Source organism: Amycolatopsis sp. NPDC059235, assembly GCF_042754125.1.
Classification (GTDB): domain Bacteria; phylum Actinomycetota; class Actinomycetes; order Mycobacteriales; family Pseudonocardiaceae; genus Amycolatopsis; species Amycolatopsis albidoflava.
Window position 1 is genome coordinate 37,946 of record NZ_JBHZAG010000049.1, and the last position, 17,422, is coordinate 55,367.

Here is a 17,422-nt window from a genome sequence, read left to right on the forward strand (position 1 = left end):
CACTGTGCCCGAAACCATCAACGCCGACATGGGCGCCAGCGTCTGGAAAGTCCTGGTCGCCGCGGGCGACGCGGTCGAGCCCGACACCACCGTGGTGGTGCTCGAATCGATGAAAATGGAAATCCCGGTACTGGCCGAATACGCCGGGTCGGTGACCGCCGTGCACGTCGCGGAAGGGGCGACGGTGCAGGCGGGCGATCCGCTCGTGGACATCGAAGAGCCGTAAGGAAAACCCCACCATCGCAGGGAAAGGGCGGGCAATGAAGCTCACCGTGGACGCGGGCAAATGCTGTGGCTCCGGGCAGTGTGTCCTGGCCGCGCCGGAATTCTTCGACCAGGACGACGACGGCATCGTGGTCCTGCTGGCCGACGAGGCAGGCGACGACGCGGCCGGGGACGTCGAGGAGGCCGTGTTCTCCTGCCCCACCGCGGCCATCGAGATCGTCGGGCGCTGAGACCGTGCCCCCGATCCGCCGCGTCGTGATCGCCGGCGCCGGGCAGGGCGGCGTGCACACCGCCGCCTCCCTGCGCCGGCTCGGCTACGACGGCGACCTCACCCTCGTCAGCGCCGAGCCCTCGCTGCCGTATCAACGGCCGCCGCTGTCGAAAACGTTCCTCCGCGACCCGGATCCGGCGCACATCGACTTCCACGACGCGGCGCACTATTCCACTCTGGACACCCGGCTCGTCCTCGGCGATCCGGTGACCACTGTGGACCGTCCGAACCAGACACTCAGCCTGCGCTCCGGCGAAACCGTGCGCTACGACCATCTCGTGCTGGCCACCGGCTCCCGGCCGCGCCGGATCACCGATCTGGCGCACCTGCGCAACGTCTTCCACCTGCACGACCGGGACTCCTCGGCGGCACTGGGCGAACAGCTGCGCGAAGGCCGGTCGATGCTGCTGGCGGGTGGCGGTTTCATCGGCTTGGAGATCGCGAGCGCCGCCGCCGATCTGGGGTGCGCGGTCACTGTCGTGGAGCAACTGCCGTCGATCCTCGCGCACGCGGTCCCGGCGCAGGTCAGCGATTTTCTGCTGGACCGGCACCGCGCCCGCGGCGTCCAGTTCCGGCTCGGCCGCTCCGTGGTCGCGTTCACGACCGACGGCGACCGGCTCGCCTCCGTGACCACCGATGACGGGTCCGAGATCGCCGCAGACGTCGTGGTCGTCGGCATCGGCTCGGTCCCGTGCACCGAACTGGCCGCGCATGCCGGCCTGAAAGTGGACGACGGCGTCGTCGCCGACACCCGGCAGCGCACCTCGGACCCGCACATCAGCGCCATCGGCGATTGCGTCCGGTTCCCCTTGGCCGGCCGCCCGGTCCGGCTCACGTCCGTCCAGCACGCCATGGACTCGGCGCTGCACGTCGCCAAGCAGATCACCGGCCGCGACGCCCCGTACCGCCCGGTGCCCTGGTTCTGGACCGACCAGGCCGGGGTGAAGGTGCAGATGGCCGGCGCGCCGCGCGCCGACCACGACCGCACCGAATTCGTCGCGGGCCCGTCCGACGCGGCCTTCGCCGTGCGGTCCTTCCTCGGCGACCGGTTCGTCGGCGGCGTGACGGTCGGGATGCCCCGCGAACACCTGGCCATGCGGCGCGAACTAGCCGCCTCCTGACCTCCTCCGTCGCAGCCCCGCGTTGCCAGAGAAAGGAAAACCCCGCCATGCGTTTCCCAGAATCGGCTCCCGCCAGCCGTCGCACCGTGCTCCGAATGGCCGGGGCTTCCCTGCTCGCCGCCGGCGCCGGCGGTCTGCTCACCGCCTGCGGCGACGGCCCCTCGTCGGCCACCACCGGCGACGCCAAGGGCGCGGCCGCGCGGCCGACCCCGTTCCGCGTCGCCACCGCTCCCGGCGACAACTACTTCATCGACGCGGTCAACCTCGACCAGAAGCAGTTCGGCAAGTACAACCTCCAGGTCCCGAAGTTCCTGCACCCGTCCAGCGGCGTGCAGGGCATGCAGTTGCAGACGGCGGGCCAGATCGACGGGCAGATGCAGGACACGCTGCTCACGATGGCGACGTTCGCCAACTCGCGGCCCGGCGAGCGGCCGGTGATCATCGGCATGCGGATCCCTGAGACGACGTACTCGATCGTCGTCGGCAAGGGCTCGTGGCCGTCCGCCTCGGCGAGTTTCGCGGACAAAATGGCCGCGCTGAAGGGAAAAACGATCGGCGTCACCGCGATCGGCGCGGGCGCGGACAAGCAGCTGCGGCTCGCGCTGCGCCAGGCCGGCCTCTCCGACGGCGACGTCACCCCGCTCGCGGTCGGCCAGACGACGCCCGCGATCGCGCAGATGAACGCGGGCAAGATCGACGCGTACGTCGGCATCACCTTCGCCACCGCGCGGCTGATGGCCGAGCAGACCGGCGGCCGGGTCCTGATCGATTTCGCCGCCGCCGGGGTGCCGGACCTGCTGAGCAAACAGCAGGTCGACGTGCTGATCGCCCGCGAGGACTACGCGAAGTCCCACGCGGACGCGTGCCAAGCCTGGCTGGCGGCGCAATGGGCGGCCAAGGACTGGATCCTGGCCAACCGGGACCAGGCCGCGGACCTGCTCAACACCGACAGCTTCGACGGGAAAGGCCTGGCCGTCTCGAAGCAGTACATCCAGCACTTCGCCGAAGTCGTCGTGCCGAAGCTGCAGCCGCAGTGGAAGGTGACCAAGGAGGCGATCGACCTGATGATCAAGGTCGCGGTCCAGACCGGCGCGGTGTCCGCCGGGCAGGTCGCGTACGAAACGTTGGTCGCGGACTTCGCCCGGGCCTGACTCCGCGGTCTGCGAAAGGGCGCCTTGAGGAATTCCCTCAAGGCGCCCTTTTCGTCACAGTGCGGAGAGGATGTCGTTGACCCGGTCCTTGGCGTCGCCGAAGAGCATCGCCGAGTTCTCCCGGAAGAACAGCGGGTTCTGCACGCCCGCGTAGCCGGAGGCCATGGACCGCTTGAACACGATCACATTCTCCGCTTCCCACACCGTCAGCACCGGCATGCCCGCGATCGGGCTGCCCGGGTCCTCGGCCGCAGCCGGGTTGACCGTGTCGTTCGCGCCGATCACCAGCACCACGTCGGTGTCGGCGAAATCGTCGTTGATCTCGTCCAGCTCCAGCACGATGTCGTACGGAACCTTCGCCTCGGCGAGCAGCACGTTCATGTGGCCCGGGAGGCGTCCGGCGACGGGGTGGATGCCGAAGCGCACCTCGATGCCCTTGTCCCGCAGTTTCCGGGTCAGTTCCGCCACGCCGTACTGAGCCTGCGCGACCGCCATCCCGTACCCGGGCGTGATGATCACCCGAGACGCACCGGTGAGGAGCTCAGCCGCGCCTTCCGCGGTGATTTCCCGGTGCTCGCCGTAATCCTTGTCGCCACTAGGCCCGGCCTCGATGCCGAAACCGCCCGCGATCACGGAGATGAACGAGCGGTTCATCGCCTTGCACATGATGTAGGACAGGTACGCACCGGAAGAGCCCACCAACGCGCCGGTGATGATCAGCAGGTCGTTCTCCAGCAGGAAGCCCGACGCCGCCGCGGCCCAACCGCTGTAGCTGTTCAGCATGGACACGACCACCGGCATGTCGCCGCCGCCGATCGAGGCCACCAGATGCCACCCCAGCGCCAGCGCCAGCACGGTGACCACGACCAGCAGCCACAGGTGCGGACTGACCACGAACCACGCGGTGAACGCCACGAACAGCACCAGCGCGCCGAGGTTGAGGAAGTTCTTGCCCGGCAGCATCAACGGCGCGGACTTCATCTTCGCCGACAGCTTCAGGTTCGCCACGATCGACCCGGTGAACGTCACCGCACCGATGAACACGCCGATGAACACCTCGGCGTGGTGAATCCCCAACGTCCCCAGCGCTTCCAGATGCCGCGCCTCGGCGCCGGAGGGGTCGCATTCCACCTGGAGATACCCGTTCCAGCCCACCAGAACGGCGGCGAGACCGACGAACGAATGCAGCAGGGCGATCAGCTCGGGCATGCCGGTCATCTCGACCACCGCCGCGCGGCGCAGCCCGATCCCGGCGCCGATCACCATCGCGATGATCATCAACGCGATCGAGGTGCCAGTGATCTCCCCGGACACCGCTTGGGCGATGGTCGCGATCAGCGCGACGATCATCCCGGCGATGCCGAAATAGTTACCGACTCGCGCGGTTTCGTGCCGGGACAGCCCGGCCAGCGCGAGAATGAACAACAGCCCGGCCACGATGTAAGCGGCCTGGCTCGCAGTGTGCACAGTCATCTGAAGAAGGCCTCTCGGGTCAGCTGCGGGAGAACATGGCGAGCATCCGGCGCGTCACCGCGAACCCGCCGAAAATGTTGATCGTCGCCAGCAAGGTCGCCACCGCCGCCAGCACCACGACCACCGTGTTGCCGCTGACCAGATTCAGCAGAGCGCCCACGACGATGATCCCGGAAATCGCGTTCGTCACCGACATCAACGGCGTGTGCAAAGCGTGATGCACATGCCCGATCACGTAATAGCCGATCACGATCGCCAGCGCGAACACCGTCAAATGCGGCAGCAACGCCGCCGGAGCCAACGCCGCCAGCAGCAGGAACACCGCCGCGATCCCCAGCACCACACCCAGCCGACGCCCCGAGGACATCGGCTCCTTCTTCGCCTCTTCCTTCTTCTCCGGCGCCGCCGCGGGTTTCTGTGGGGCTGCGGAGACTTGCACCGGAGGCGGCGGCCACGTCAGCTCGCCGTTCTTCACCACCGTGATCGACCGGACCACCACGTCCTCGAAGTCCACGACCAGCTGGCCGTCCTTCTCCGGCGTCATCAGCTTCATCAAGTTCACCAAGTTGGTGCCGTAGAGCTGCGATGCCTGCGCCGGAAGCCGACCCGCGAGGTCGGTGTACCCGAGAATCGTGACGCCGTTGTCGGTGACGACCTTCTCGCCCGCCACCGAACCCTCGACGTTGCCGCCGTTCGCCGCGGCCATGTCCACAATGACCGAACCGGCCTTCATCGACGCGACCATCTCGCCGGTGATGATCCGCGGCGCCGGACGGCCCGGGATCAACGCCGTCGTGACGATGATGTCTGCCTCGCGACACTGCGTCGCGTACAGCTCAGCCTCGCGCGCCTTGTAGTCGTCGCCCATTTCCTTGGCGTAGCCCGTGGCGGAGACTTCGGCGTTCGGGTCCTCGATGGACAGATACTCCCCGCCCAGGCTCTTCACCTGATCGGCGACCTCCGGGCGCGGGTCCGTCGCCCGCACGATCGCCCCGAGGCTTCCGGCCGCGCCGATCGCCGCCAACCCCGCGACACCCGCGCCGACGACGAGGACCTTCGCCGGGTTGACCTTGCCCGCCGCAGTCACCTGCCCGGTGAAGAACCGCCCGAACGTGTGCGCCGCCTCCACCACCGCGCGATATCCGGCGATGTTCGCCATCGAGGACAGCACGTCCAGCGACTGCGCCCGCGAGATCCGCGGCACCGCGTCCATCGCCAACGCCGTGATCGGCCGCTTCGCCAAATCCTCCACCAGCTCCGGCTTCAACGCCGGAGCCAGCAGACTCACCACCGCCGCGCCCGGCTTCACCGCGTCCAACTGCTCGGAAGAGGGAGCGTTCACCCCGAACACGACGTCCGCGTCCGCGATCGACCCGGACGTCGCGCCCGCGTCCGCATAGGCCTCGTCGAAGAACCCCGACGCCAGCCCCGCCCCCGGCTCCACAGTGACCTCATAGCCCAGCCCGCGCAGCTTGCCCACCGTCTCCGGAGTCGCCGCGACGCGCGTCTCCCCCGGTTGTGCCTCCTTGAGCACCCCGATCAGCATGCTGTCTCCTTCCCGCTCGTTCGCGGAAGATCCGCCGGCCGGGCCTGACGGCGTTTTGGGTCGCCACCTGGTCCGACTTCGCCCGCTTCAGGTACAGATGCGCTGGATACTCCCATGCCGCCGGGCCTCCGGCAGCCAACCGGAGGCCCTTTTTCGACGGCGAGTACGACGAGATCACGGTCATAGCCGTGGGCTATCGCGGCCCCCGCCGGAAGAGCGTCGCCTCCGCGCCGCACGGGCCGCCACGCACGTCCCGAGCCGGGAAACCGCCGACTACCCGCCTGAACCGCCTCCGCCCCTCTCCTGGCGGTTCCCTCCCGCGTCGCCCGCCGCTCCGCCCTGGCTGTGACCGCGGAATCGATCGCCTGATCGATCACGACGTCCACAGTGATGTCCGCCACTTGACAAACGGCTTCCGCACGTCAGCCGACTCAATGGCGCAACCCGCTGCTCCGCTCGGAGCCAGCCGTCACGTAACGGGTCAGCATGGCCACCAGCTCGTCCTCGAACGCGGCCAGGTCGAGCGGTTCCGGCCCGGCGATCATCTTGTGCACGAGCAGTTCCACGGTGTTCACCACGATCCGCGCCGCCATGTCCACATTGGACACGTCCGCTCCCGGCTCGAGGAGGCCGCGCACGTACGCGACCCGCTCCTCCTCGTACCGCGCGACCTGCTCCAGCAACTCCGCCGAACGCGGGGCTTGTTCGGCCATCACGCGCAACAACTGCGGATCGTCGAGGTGGTTCTGGATCGCGACGTGCACGAGTTCGCGAAGCGCAACGTCCAGCGAGTCCGGCGGCCCAGCCGTTTCCCGGTGGCGGCGCAGGGTTTCCGCCCCGGCGTCGAGATGCCGCGAGGCCAGCGCGACGAGGATGGCGTCTTTGTTCGGGTAGTACTGATACAGCGACCCAATCGACACTCTCGCCCGCTCCGCGATCCGATTCGTAGTGCCCGCCGCGTACCCCATCTCAGCGAACACCCCCGCGGCGGCCGCGAGGATGCGCTGCCGGGTCAACTCGCCCCGGATCTGGCGGGGCTCCTTGCGCGGCTGCAGTCGCTTTCCGGGCATCGGGCCTCCTGCGGGGGTGAGCTTTTGCTCATAATAGGCCGGTGAGCAGGGTTGATGTCGGGCTTGCGGTGGTTTCCCGAGGGATGGGACTGGGGATTGCTGCTGTCTCGCGTTGGTGCCGCGTCTGACTGAGTTACGGGTTCTCTGTGTCGACGAGGGCCTGTTCCGTCGCGCGGACCGGATCCGCCTGGTGGCCCGCTGCGCACGCGAATCTCCCACCTCGCCGAGCAGACCTTCCGGCGCATCCGGCCGCTCCACCCACCTCGCCGAATCGCTACTCACCAGCAATCTCGGCCCGACTCTCGGCGCGAGGTCGAATCGCCGCTCCCGCCAACCTCGCCCCGCCCCTCCGCGTGACGTCGAATCGCCGCTCCCGCCAACCCCGGCCCGGCTCAGAACGCGAACCGGGCCGAGGTTCGGTCAGCGGCCGAGGCCGGGCAGCGGAGCCGTTCCCTCCTCCCGCACCGCCTGCAGCGCACGCGGGTCCAGGTTCAGCAGCCGCAGGATCGTCGGCGCGATCTGGGTCGTCTCGACCGCCGCCGGGATCCGCGCCCCGTGCCCGCCGCTGACGACCAGCGGGACCGCGCGGTCGTCCGCCGCCGCGCCGCCGTGTTCGGCGATTTTCGAGTGGCCGCCGGTGTACACGACGCCGTGCTGCGCGATGCCGACCAGGTCCGGCACCCGCGGGTCGCCCGGGCGCACCTGGAAGTAGCGGGCGGCGTCGGCTCCGGCGTAGACCGTCGTCAGTCCTGCGTGCGTGAACGGTTTCGGCGCGCCGGTGCTGCCGTTTCCGGTACCGGACTGCGCCAGCAGGTACTGCCGCGCGAACTCGGCTGCCGCCGGCGAGTGGTCGGTGAACCACAGCAGCATCGCGTCGTCGTCGGTCGATTGGGCGACCAGATCGGGCGCACCGGGATGCGCGGCCCGCCAGGCGGCGTTCAGCCCGGAGAGCAGCGGGGCGTCGTCGATGCGGGTCAGCGCGGACGGGTCGATCGGCGACTGGCCGTGTTTCGCGGAGAGGATCACGGTCGTCGAACGGTCGAGGTGCCGGTTTCGCAGTTCGGCGGTGAACGCGCCCACCTGCCGGTCGACAAAGTCCAAAGCGGACTGCAGCACCGGACCTGGCGTGCCGTCCGGACGGTATCCGCCCGGCTGGCCGCCGGAGAGCGGAAGCTTCTGCGCGGTCGAAACGGACTGGAAGTTCATGCCGAACACCCCGGGCGTACCAGCGCGAGTCTGTCCACTGTGGTCGAAGCCGTCGATCTCGTTCAGCACGGCTTTGGCTTTGTAGCCGTCATAACGCTGGGTCGCGGAGTTGTCCTTCGTCCAGTCGCTGGAGCTGGGAGCCTTGCTGTTGATCTCCGGAGTGAAGAGGTCGTCGATGCCGCTCCCGGACGGGCCGCTGAGCATTTCGTACGCCGGGTGCTTGTCCGACCACGCGGTGCGCAACCCGGCCTGCCGTGCGACCTCGAACACGGTGTTCACTCGAAGATATTGGTGCGGGTAAACAGGTTTGCACGTCTTCGGGTCAACAGGCAACGCGCCCGGGTTGATCAGCGAACGCGGGTTTCCGGTCATCGCGAGCACGCCGTCGGGCAGGTTCGGCAGCCCCTGCCCGGCGTCGATGGCGCTCATGTTGCGGTCAAGATCCTCGGTGTAGTCCACTGTGGACCCCGGCTTGGCGCCGGCGCAGGACGTCGTGCCCGCCGGGAGCAAAGCCCGGTTGTAGGTGGCGTCGTAGTAGATCCCGGTGCTCGCGGGGTTGCCGCCGGTCACCTGCGCGACCATGCCGGGGAACGAATCCGACGGCACCGGCGTGTTCGCGTGCGCGTACTCGGTGCCGTGCGCCGCGAGCGCGGCCAGCGCGGACCCGGGATGGGTGCGCGTGTACCAGTCCAGGTCCGACTGGTGGAGGCCGTCAACCGAAAGCAACAACACGTGCTCGGTGCGCACCGGCGCGGCCAGCGCGGGCACAGCCGCCGCGACAGTACCGGCCGCGGCCATCGCTGCCACGGCACGCCAACGAATTCTCGACACAGGAGTCCTCCTCGTCCCTGCCGCCCGACACGGCGACCGGCGTATTCCAGGCCGCGCACAAAGACAAGGGAAAACCGCCGGAGAAACAGCAGATGAACGCTATCTCCGGACTGCCGCACAGATTTCCGTACCGGGAAGGAAACCGTTCTTCGGCACACCGGACGCAATTCGCCTGATTCGTCCACCAGAGCGGATACCCGGCGGCCGGCTGCCGAAGTGCTTGCATCTTGCTAGCACTTGTGGTCTCCTGGAAGTGCTTGCAGATCAAAACCACTACGAAGGGACCGGCCATGATCCGCCGAGTGCTCGCCCAGTGCACCGTCTCCGACCTCGCCCGAGCCGAGGCGTGGTACGCGGCCCTGTTCGACCGCGACCCGGACGCCCGCCCGATGCCCGGCCTGCTCGAATGGCATCTCGGCGACACGTTCGGACTGCAGGTGTGGTCCGAACCCGCCCGAGCCGGACAATCGACGGTCGTCCTGGAGGAAACGGACCTCGACGCGGCCGCCGCCCACGCCACGAAGGCCGGCGCCACCCACGACGGCCCACAACCCGGAGGCGGCGCGCGCATCCTGCCGCTCACCGACCCGGACGGAAACCGCGTGGTCTTCATCGGGAAGTGATTCCTGCTGGGGGGGCAATTTCGGCAAGCTTCGCGGAATACGGTCATTCCGGACCGGATGGCGAAAGTCTCCGGCAGCACATCTGCCGAAGGCCCCGCGCAACACCGCGCGCCTCAGGTTCGCTCGTCGCAGCATTCGCAACGACCGCCCAGCCGAAGACCGCGTTCCCGCACCACACCGAGTCGCCAGGCCCGCACGACAGAGACTCGCCCGACGACCGGTCGCCACACACGACCGCGCCCCGTTCCGGACCGCCGAGGCCCGCAGCGCCGGAAGACGGAAGACCCGCACCGAGCCGCATTGTCCAACCGCCAGGTGGCGCGGCCTCGCTCACCAAGCAGTCACCACAGCCGCCCACAGAAGACCCCATCTCCAGGCCGGGTTGACCGCCCAGCCCGGAGCGGCCTAGTCTCGCGGCTAGAGCGATCACTCTAGTCGCGAGACCCGAGGGAGGGCCGATGCCGCGCGTGGAACTGTCCGCCGGGCCGATCGACTACGCAGATACCGGCGGCACCGGCCCGGCGCTCGTGTTCGGGCACGGGTTTCCCATGTCCGGCACGCAATGGCGCAAGGTCGTCCCGCTGCTGACCGGCTACCGGAGCATCCTGCCCACCCTTCCGCTCGGCGCCCACCTCGCACCGATGCGGGCCGACGCTGATCTCACGCAGTTCGGGGTCGCCCGGCTGCTCGGCGAATTCCTCGACGCGCTCGACCTCCACGACGCGACAATCGTGCTCAACGACTGGGGCGGCGGCCAATTCCTCGTCGCCGACGGCATGGCGCCCGCCGAGCACGTCGCCCGGGTCGGACGGCTCGCGTTGGTCGCCTGCGAGGCCTTCGACAACTTCCCGCCCAAACCCGCGCGCCCGGCGGTCAAACTGCTCCGGCTCCCGGGCGGGCCGTGGCTGCACGCGCAAGTCACCCGGACGTCCTTCTACCGGCACGCCAAAGCGGCCTACGGCGGAATGTGCGAAAGCCGCATCCCGGACGACATTCTCGACGGCTGGTTCACCCCGGCGTTGCGGGACAAGGAAATCCGCCGGGACCTGGTCAAATTCGCCACCGGCAGCCCGCCGCGGCGGGAACTGCTCGCCTGGACCGAGCGGCTGCGGGCATTCGATCGGCCCGTCCTCGTCGTCTGGGCGGGCCAGGACCGGATGATGCCCGCCGACCACGGGCGGCGGCTCGCCGAACTCTTCCCAGACGGCCGACTGGTCGAAATCCCGGACAGCGGCACGCTGATCCCGGAGGATCAACCCGACCGGCTGGCCAAGGAGCTGACCGCGTTCCTCACCGAAACCGGAGCCGCGCCAGCGTAAACGCGGTGAGAACGGGCAACGGCTCCCGGGAACATACGAATGCGGATCCCGGAAAGCCTGCCAACGAATCGACCACGGAGCGGCCCGAAACCGGAGCCAAGCCCGGCGAGATCACGCACCAGCGCACCGCTCCACCGCCGCGATCCCGGGCAGCTGAACGCGGTCCCGAGCACCGCACTCAAGCCGAAACAGTCAACGGAAACCGCACTCCGGTCAGCTCCTCAGACACTGTCCACAAGCGACGCGCAACCTCCTCGTCCCGCGCTTTCGCTGACCGCCCAACGAGTTTCGGCGCACCGCGGTTCTGCAGGAAACCACGAGGCCCGGCATAGCTGTTCCCGGGAACCTCCGCCAACGCGGCATAAAGCGTCGGCCGCGCCCCCTCTTCCGAATTCTGCGCCACCAGTCGAATACCGGCCTTGGCCAACGAGGACAACACCGGCGTCTCGACCTTCAACAGATTCGTCGCCGCCGTGCCAGGATGCGCCGCCGTCGCCAGCACCGGCGAGCCGACTTCAGTCAGCCGCCGCTGAAGCTCAGCGGTGAACAGCAGGTTCGCGAGCTTCGACTGCCCGTAAGCCGCTACCGCCCGATACGGCCTGCGCTCCCAATTCAGATCGGCGAAATCGATGGCGCCCACCCGGTGCCCGTTCGACGAAACCGTCACCACCCGGCCCCGGATCCGCGGCAAAAGCAGGTTCGTGAGCGCGAAATGGCCGAGATGATTGGTCCCGAACTGCGATTCGAACCCGTCCGCCGTGCGCGACAGCGGCGGGATCATGATGCCGGCGTTGTTGATCAGCAGGTCGATCGGCTCGGCGAACTCCGCGGCGAACGCGCGGACCGACGCCAGATCGGCGAGGTCGAGCTGCCGGACTTCGACGTCGCCGGGCAGTTCCGCAGCAGCTTCGCGACCGCTGCGCAGGTTGCGCACCGCGAGCACCACCCGTGCGCCCTTGGCTGCCAGCGCCACGGCTGTCGCGCGGCCTAATCCGCTGTTCGCACCGGTGATCACGGCGGTGCGGCCGGTCTGGTTTTCCGCGATAGCGTCCATGCCTCCAAAGTAGGCACCGGCAACAATGTTGTCAACGGAAACATTCTGCTAGACTGACCGGGTGCCCGACCAGTCCGACGACCGCCCCTACCACCACGGCAGCCTCCGCATCGCCCTGCTCGACGCGGCCGAACGCGGCCTGCGCGCGCACGGAGCCGATCAGCTGTCGTTGCGCGACCTCGCCAGGGAGATCGGCGTCAGCCACGCCGCGCCGCGCCGGCATTTCCCGGATCGGCAGGCGTTGCTCGACGCCCTCGCCGAAGCCGGGTTCGCCCGCTTGGACAGCGCGTTGCGCACGGCGTTGAAGACCGCGGACGACTTTCCGGGTCGCGTCCACGCGGCAGCCACGGCGTACACCCGCTTCGCCACCGAGAACTCGGCGCTGCTCGAATTGATGTACACCAGCAAGCATCGCCCTGGCGCGTCCCGGATCGTGCAGGCCGCCGAAGCGCCGTTCGGGCTGATGAACGACCTGATCGTCGAGGGCCAGGAGCAGGGCGCGCTGCAGGACGGGCCGACGCAGCGGATCGGGGTCGTGTTGTTCGCGACACTGCAAGGAATCGCGACCCTCGGCAACGGCGACCTCGTTCCGCCGGAATTGCTCGACGGGCTCGTCGAGACCGCCGTCGAACAGTTCCTGCGCGGCGCTCGTCCATAACAAAACCGGTCGGCCCCGCGAATGCGGCGCCCGATTGGATACCGTGGGCGGCATGGCTGACCAACGACCGCTCGGCTTGCGAGAACGCAAGAAACTCGACACGCGCAAAGCGCTGAGCGACGCCGCCGTGGCGCTGATGTACGAGAGAGGTCCAGACAACGTTGTCCGCGAGGACATCGCGGAGCGGGCCGGGGTGTCGCTGCGGACTTTCAGCAACTACTTCGCCACGAAATACGACGCGGTCGCCTACCGGCAGGAGCACCGGATCCGGCGCAGCGCGGAGCTGCTGCGGGAGCGTCCGGCGCACGAGCCGCTGTGGACCGCGCTCGCCGAAGCGCTCATCGAACCGTTGCGCGCCGACGGGGTGCCGTACGGCCAGCCGGCATCCGACCAGCTCAGCGCGGTGCAAGCGTGGAGTGCGACACCGGAGATGCGCACCGCGCTGGCCCGGGTGGAAACCGGCGAGCTGGTCAAGGCGATCGCCGAACGCACCGGGACGCGGGTCGGCGAGCTGTATCCGCAACTGGTGTCCGACATCGCGATCGCGGCGATGACCACCGTGCTGAACCGGTTTCTGGACGAGAGTCTGGAGAAGACGGTGCCGACGACGCTGCGAGAGGCGTTCGCCTCGATCTCCCTGGGGCTCCCGCCGCGCTGATCAGCGCCGCGACGCCGCGGGCAGCGAGTTTTCCCGGCCGTGCGCGCGGAATTCGGCCCGCAGCTCGCGGCGGTCCTCCGCGGTGAGCGGCCGGTACGGGCTGGTCCGGCTCGGCGCGTACCAGACCCGGTCGTCCTCCCAGCCCTGCGCGCGCAACGGCGCTTTGTCGACCTTGCCGCTGCCGGTGACCGGAGCCTCGTCGATGATCCGCACGAACGCCGGTCGCCATTTCGTACCGAGATCCGGTTGTGCGGCAAGGAATTCGTCAAAGTCTTCCGGATCGAACGCGGCATCCTCAGCGAGAATGACGGACACCATCAGCAGATCTCCGGTCCTCGGGTCGGGCACTCCGTAGCAGTGCGCCGCCGCGAACGCCGGGTAGCGGCCCAGAATCCGCTCGACCGGGGCGGTGCCGAAGTTCTCGCCGTCGACGCGGAGCCAGTCCGCGGCCCGGCCGGCGAAGTACAGGTAGCCGTCGCGGTCGCGGTAGCCGAGGTCGCCGGTCCAGAAGTCCTCGCCGCCGAATTTCAGCCGTTCGGCCATCGCGGCGGGGTGCCGGTAGTAGCCCTCGAACGTTTTCCCGCGCCCCACCGCGACGATCTCGCCGGTCGCTTCCTCCGCGTTGAGCAGCAAGCCGTTCTCGTCGAATTCCGCGAGCGGGCATTCCCGGTTGTCCTGGTCGCGGATTTCCGCGCGCATTCCGGGCGCGGGGCGGCCCAGCGCGTTCGGCGGCGCGTCCGGTTCCGGCACGATGCGGAGTCCGCCCTCGCTGGAACCGTAGCCTTCCCGTACCTCGCAACCGAATCGACGGCGGAATTCGGCGGATTCGCCCGGCGCGGCTTCCGAACCGAACGCGACCTCCAGCCGGTTGTCGGCGTCGGTCGGCTGTTCCGGCTGCGCGACGACGTAGCTGAGCACCCGGCCGACGTAGTTGAAGTAGGTGACGCCGTGCGCGCGGAGGTCCGGGACGAACTGCGACGCCGAGAACTTCCGGACCAGGACAACCGTCGCGCCGACCTTCGCCGCCGCGGCGAGGTTCATCATGATCGCGTGGCCGTGGAACATCGGCAGGCACAGGTAGGTGACCGAATCGCGGTGCAGCGAGACGCGTTCGGCCAGCGCGTCGGTCAACCGGCCGAGGCGGCCGTTGCTGCAGATGACCGCCTTCGGCGTGCCGGTGGAGCCGGAGCTGAACAGCAGCAGGAAGATCGCCGCCGGGTCCGGGAGGGACGCGGGCATCTCCGCGTCGGCGTGCGCGGCCAGCAGGTCTTGGTACTCCGCCGATTCCACGTCGAGGACGCGGCGGACAGCCGGCAGGTCAAGGCTCGCGATTTCCGTGCCGTACAACGGTTCGGTGAGCAGCACGTCGACGTCCGTGTGGCTGATGTCCGCCGCCAGCTCCGCGCCGCGCCGGGTGGAGTTGATGCCGACCAGGACGTCACCGGTCACCGCGGCGGCGAGGATCCAGAACACGAAATCCGGCAGGTTCTGCAGCAGCACCCCGACGTGCCGCTGAGTCCGGCCAGGCCCCGGCTCGAACGTGCGCAGCAGCGAAGCCCGCACGGCTGCCTCGCGGACGACCTCGTCCCACGCCCAGCTTCGGCCTTCGAACCGCAGCCCCTCGTGCGTGTCCCCGCGCCGGGACCGGACTACTTCCGCGAACGTCTCCATCAGCGGTCCGCCGCGAGCACGATCGCGGAGTGCGGCACCGGAGATCCGCCGGTGACGAGCACGTGTTCCAGGGATTTCGCGGGCTGGTTCACCGAACTGCCGCGAATCAGCCGGACGCCCTCGGCGATCCCGTTGACCCCGTGGATGTACCCCTCCCCCAACTGGCCGCCATGCGTGTTGACCGGCAGCCGTCCGTCGAGTTCGAGCGCTCCGCTCGCGATGAAGTCCTTCGCTTCGCCGCGGCCGCAGAATCCGTATTCCTCCAGCTGCAGCAACACCATCGGCGTGAAAGCGTCGTACAGAATCGCGGCGTCGATTCCTTCCGGCCCCACGCCGGATTGCGCCCGCAACTGCTCGGCGACCAGCTGCACCTCGGGCATTTCGTCGATGTCGTCCCGATAGTAGCTGCTCATCGAAATCTGCTGCGGCCCCACGCCTTGCGCCGCTCCAGCGATCACCGCGGGCGGATGCGGCAGGTCGCGCGCCCGCTCCGCGCCCACGATCACCAGCGCTTGCCCGCCGTCGCTTTCCTGACAGCAGTCAAGCAACCGCAACGGATCGGCGATCATCCGCGACGACTGGTGATCTTCGAGGCTGATCGGCCGCCCGTGAAACCACGCTTGCGGATTCACTGCCGCGTGTTTGCGGGAGAGCACCGAAACGCGGCCGAAGTCCTCGCTCGTCGCCCCGTATTTGTGCATGTACCGCCGCGCCAGAAAGGCTTCCTGCTGTGCGGGAGTGAGCAAGCCGTACGGATTGATCCAGTTCCGGTATTCCTGATCGGTATTCGCGGTGTAGGCGAACGGCGGCGGCCCAGCCCCGAAACGGTGGCCGGAACGCTCGTTGAACGCCCGGTACACCACGACGACGTCGGCGACCCCGGAACTGACCGCGAGCGCCGCCTGCTGCACCGGCGCGCACGCCCCGCCGCCGCCGTGCGGGATGCGGCTGAAGAACTTCAGCTGCGGGATCCCCAACGCCCGCGCGACCGCGATCTCCGGGTTGGTTTCCATCGTGAACAGCGCGAATCCGTCGACTTCTTCGACCGGGATCTGCGCGTCGGCGAGCGCGGCGAGGACGCATTCGCAAGCGAGTTGCCATTCGCTGCGGCCGGAATTCTTGCTGAACTCAGTCGCGCCGATCCCGGCGATCGCCGCCTGCCTCGCGAAGCTCATGCCGACACCGTCACTCGAGCCGACACATGCACGCCGCGGTCGTGGCTTCCGGTGACCTTGATCGTCGCCGATCCGTCCCCGACTTCGATGACCTCGCTGGAGAAAGTGAGCGTGTCACCGGGAAACAACGGCAACCCGAGCCGCAGCGAGACCTTGCGGATCCGGGTCGCCGGGCCGCAGACGTCGGTGACGTAGCGGTCGATGAACCCGTTGGTGGCGTTGATGCTGATGAAGACGTCCGGCATCCCGCGTTCGGCCGCCTTGCCCGGATCGTGGTGCACGTCCTCGAAATCCTGCGACGCGATCGCCGTCGCGACGATCGTGGTGCGGTCGAACGGGATCGCCAGCTCCGGCAGCCGGTCTCCGAGAGCCAGGGTCATCGGGTGTGCTCCTTCGGGTCTCGCGGCCGCAGCTGCGGGAGGATTTCGCCGTGCGCGTGCTCGCTGAAGCCCACCTGCAGCGGCAGGCCCACTTCCAGCTGGTCGTGGTCGACTCCGGCGATATCCGCGACCAGCCGGATGCCCTCGTCCAGATCGGCAAGGCCGACGGCGAGCGGGTAGTCGAACGCGGGGTCCTTCGGGTGGTACAGCACCGTCCAGCTGTGCAATACCGCGCGACCGCTGGCGACGACCGTGTCCCACGCGAAGCTCCGGCAAACCGGACACGCCGGGCCGGGCGGATGCCGGAGAGTCTGGCAGTCGGTGCAGCGCTGGATCTCCAGCCGTCCCTCGCGGGCGGCGTCGAAGAAGAACTGGTTGTCCTGGGTGATCGTGAGCCGCGGGACCGCGGTGTGCTCCCCCATCACGCGCTCCGCTCCGCCGGGCGGAACCGCAGGATGCGGAAGCGTTCGTCGACCAGCAGCTCGCCCGCTTCGTCCAGGTAGTGCTTGCGCAGCGTGACGAAATGCCCGTAGCCGAGCGCGGTCTGTTTGCATTCCGAGACCGCCTCGATGGTGAAGTGGCAGGTCACGTGCGTGCCCGGGGTGATCTCGCGGACGTACTCCTGCTCGACGTCGGTGGCCACCACCGAGGTGTAGCCTGCCGCGTCGAGCACGCTCATCAGCCGCGAGTACGCGAAGTCCTCCACCGCGCCCTCGCGGCGCAGCGCCTGGATCTCGCGGTAGCGCCGGTATCCGGCCATGATCCAGGTCGAGCACATCGCGGGCGGCGCGATCACGCCGGGACGGCCGGTCGCCTTGGCCGCGGCGTCGTCGACGTACACCGGATTGCGGTCGTCGACCGCCTCGACCCAGTTGCGGATCATCGCCTCGTTCACCGCGTACCGGGCCACCCGCGGCGGCTCGGCCCGCTGGCCGGTGAACTCGGCGAAGTCCGTCCGGAGACCGGTCATCACCCCTCCTTGAGCAAGCG

18 protein-coding genes are annotated in these 17,422 nt (G+C 68.7%); 8 read left to right on the forward strand and 10 right to left on the reverse strand.

The window, feature by feature from the left end; translation table 11 throughout:
- The first annotated feature begins 4 nt into the window (after positions 1-4).
- From ACFXI3_RS27845 to ACFXI3_RS27860, 4 genes are all read left to right on the forward strand, one after another.
- Positions 5-226, forward strand: a complete 222-nt coding sequence (locus tag ACFXI3_RS27845; protein WP_370936095.1) for a biotin/lipoyl-binding carrier protein — start codon at positions 5-7, stop codon at positions 224-226.
- Positions 227-260: 34 nt separating this feature from the next.
- A complete protein-coding gene (locus ACFXI3_RS27850; RefSeq protein WP_344286307.1) occupies positions 261-455 on the forward strand; it encodes a ferredoxin in 195 nt (64 codons plus the stop codon).
- A gap of 4 nt (positions 456-459) precedes the next feature.
- Positions 460-1,617 carry an NAD(P)/FAD-dependent oxidoreductase gene (locus ACFXI3_RS27855; RefSeq protein WP_378403389.1) on the forward strand — a complete coding sequence of 386 codons (1,158 nt, stop codon included), beginning with the start codon at positions 460-462 and terminating at the stop codon, positions 1,615-1,617.
- Between the two features lie 95 nt (positions 1,618-1,712).
- A complete protein-coding gene (locus ACFXI3_RS27860) occupies positions 1,713-2,768 on the forward strand; it encodes an ABC transporter substrate-binding protein (RefSeq protein WP_378403391.1) in 1,056 nt (351 codons plus the stop codon).
- Positions 2,769-2,822: 54 nt separating this feature from the next.
- On the opposite strand, the gene pntB is transcribed toward ACFXI3_RS27860, so the two are convergent.
- The 4 genes from pntB to ACFXI3_RS27880 all read right to left on the reverse strand — a co-directional run bounded on the left by pntB (position 2,823) and on the right by ACFXI3_RS27880 (position 8,861).
- Positions 2,823-4,241 (reverse strand): Re/Si-specific NAD(P)(+) transhydrogenase subunit beta, encoded by a 1,419-nt coding sequence (pntB, locus tag ACFXI3_RS27865; RefSeq protein WP_344286304.1) that lies wholly within the window; start codon positions 4,239-4,241, stop codon positions 2,823-2,825.
- 19 nt (positions 4,242-4,260) lie between these two features.
- Complete coding sequence (locus tag ACFXI3_RS27870; protein WP_378403393.1) at positions 4,261-5,787, reverse strand: Re/Si-specific NAD(P)(+) transhydrogenase subunit alpha; 1,527 nt, start codon at positions 5,785-5,787, stop codon at positions 4,261-4,263.
- 431 nt (positions 5,788-6,218) lie between these two features.
- Entirely contained in the window at positions 6,219-6,857 is a 639-nt protein-coding gene (locus ACFXI3_RS27875) for a TetR/AcrR family transcriptional regulator (RefSeq protein ID WP_378403395.1), read from the reverse strand.
- Between the two features lie 420 nt (positions 6,858-7,277).
- On the reverse strand, positions 7,278-8,861 hold the full coding sequence (locus ACFXI3_RS27880; protein ID WP_378403440.1) for an alkaline phosphatase family protein: 1,584 nt from the start codon (positions 8,859-8,861) through the stop codon (positions 7,278-7,280).
- 323 nt (positions 8,862-9,184) lie between these two features.
- On the opposite strand from ACFXI3_RS27880, the gene ACFXI3_RS27885 reads away from it, so the two are divergent.
- Together ACFXI3_RS27885 and ACFXI3_RS27890 are read left to right on the forward strand one after the other, a co-directional pair.
- A complete protein-coding gene (locus ACFXI3_RS27885; RefSeq protein WP_378403397.1) occupies positions 9,185-9,517 on the forward strand; it encodes a VOC family protein in 333 nt (110 codons plus the stop codon).
- A 458-nt stretch (positions 9,518-9,975) separates the two neighbouring features.
- A complete protein-coding gene (locus ACFXI3_RS27890; RefSeq protein ID WP_378403399.1) occupies positions 9,976-10,836 on the forward strand; it encodes an alpha/beta fold hydrolase in 861 nt (286 codons plus the stop codon).
- A 178-nt stretch (positions 10,837-11,014) separates the two neighbouring features.
- Here ACFXI3_RS27890 and ACFXI3_RS27895 read toward each other — a convergent pair whose 3' ends face one another.
- Positions 11,015-11,890 carry an oxidoreductase gene (locus ACFXI3_RS27895; RefSeq protein ID WP_378403400.1) on the reverse strand — a complete coding sequence of 292 codons (876 nt, stop codon included), beginning with the start codon at positions 11,888-11,890 and terminating at the stop codon, positions 11,015-11,017.
- 61 nt (positions 11,891-11,951) lie between these two features.
- On the opposite strand from ACFXI3_RS27895, the gene ACFXI3_RS27900 reads away from it, so the two are divergent.
- Both ACFXI3_RS27900 and ACFXI3_RS27905 read left to right on the forward strand, forming a co-directional pair.
- Positions 11,952-12,548 carry a TetR/AcrR family transcriptional regulator gene (locus ACFXI3_RS27900; RefSeq protein ID WP_378403402.1) on the forward strand — a complete coding sequence of 199 codons (597 nt, stop codon included), beginning with the start codon at positions 11,952-11,954 and terminating at the stop codon, positions 12,546-12,548.
- A 52-nt stretch (positions 12,549-12,600) separates the two neighbouring features.
- Positions 12,601-13,206 carry a TetR/AcrR family transcriptional regulator gene (locus tag ACFXI3_RS27905; protein WP_378403404.1) on the forward strand — a complete coding sequence of 202 codons (606 nt, stop codon included), beginning with the start codon at positions 12,601-12,603 and terminating at the stop codon, positions 13,204-13,206.
- Here the strand turns inward: ACFXI3_RS27905 and ACFXI3_RS27910 are convergent, their stop codons facing one another.
- From ACFXI3_RS27910 to ACFXI3_RS27930, 5 genes are read right to left on the reverse strand one after another with little or no spacing between them, the layout of a single operon-like run.
- Positions 13,207-14,877, reverse strand: a complete 1,671-nt coding sequence (locus ACFXI3_RS27910; RefSeq protein ID WP_378403406.1) for an AMP-binding protein — start codon at positions 14,875-14,877, stop codon at positions 13,207-13,209. It abuts the gene before it with no gap.
- Entirely contained in the window at positions 14,877-16,052 is a 1,176-nt protein-coding gene (locus ACFXI3_RS27915) for a lipid-transfer protein (protein ID WP_378403408.1), read from the reverse strand. The genes ACFXI3_RS27910 and ACFXI3_RS27915 overlap by 1 nt, the downstream gene beginning before the upstream one ends.
- The gene (locus ACFXI3_RS27920) at positions 16,049-16,432 is read right to left on the reverse strand and encodes a MaoC/PaaZ C-terminal domain-containing protein (RefSeq protein ID WP_378403410.1); all 384 of its coding nucleotides are present in this window, start codon (positions 16,430-16,432) and stop codon (positions 16,049-16,051) included. Before ACFXI3_RS27920 ends, ACFXI3_RS27915 begins: the two co-directional genes overlap by 4 nt.
- Positions 16,429-16,854 carry a Zn-ribbon domain-containing OB-fold protein gene (locus tag ACFXI3_RS27925; RefSeq protein WP_378403412.1) on the reverse strand — a complete coding sequence of 142 codons (426 nt, stop codon included), beginning with the start codon at positions 16,852-16,854 and terminating at the stop codon, positions 16,429-16,431. Before ACFXI3_RS27925 ends, ACFXI3_RS27920 begins: the two co-directional genes overlap by 4 nt.
- Positions 16,854-17,402, reverse strand: a complete 549-nt coding sequence (locus ACFXI3_RS27930; RefSeq protein ID WP_378403413.1) for a MaoC family dehydratase N-terminal domain-containing protein — start codon at positions 17,400-17,402, stop codon at positions 16,854-16,856. The genes ACFXI3_RS27925 and ACFXI3_RS27930 overlap by 1 nt, the downstream gene beginning before the upstream one ends.
- Between the last annotated feature and the right edge of the window lie 20 nt (positions 17,403-17,422).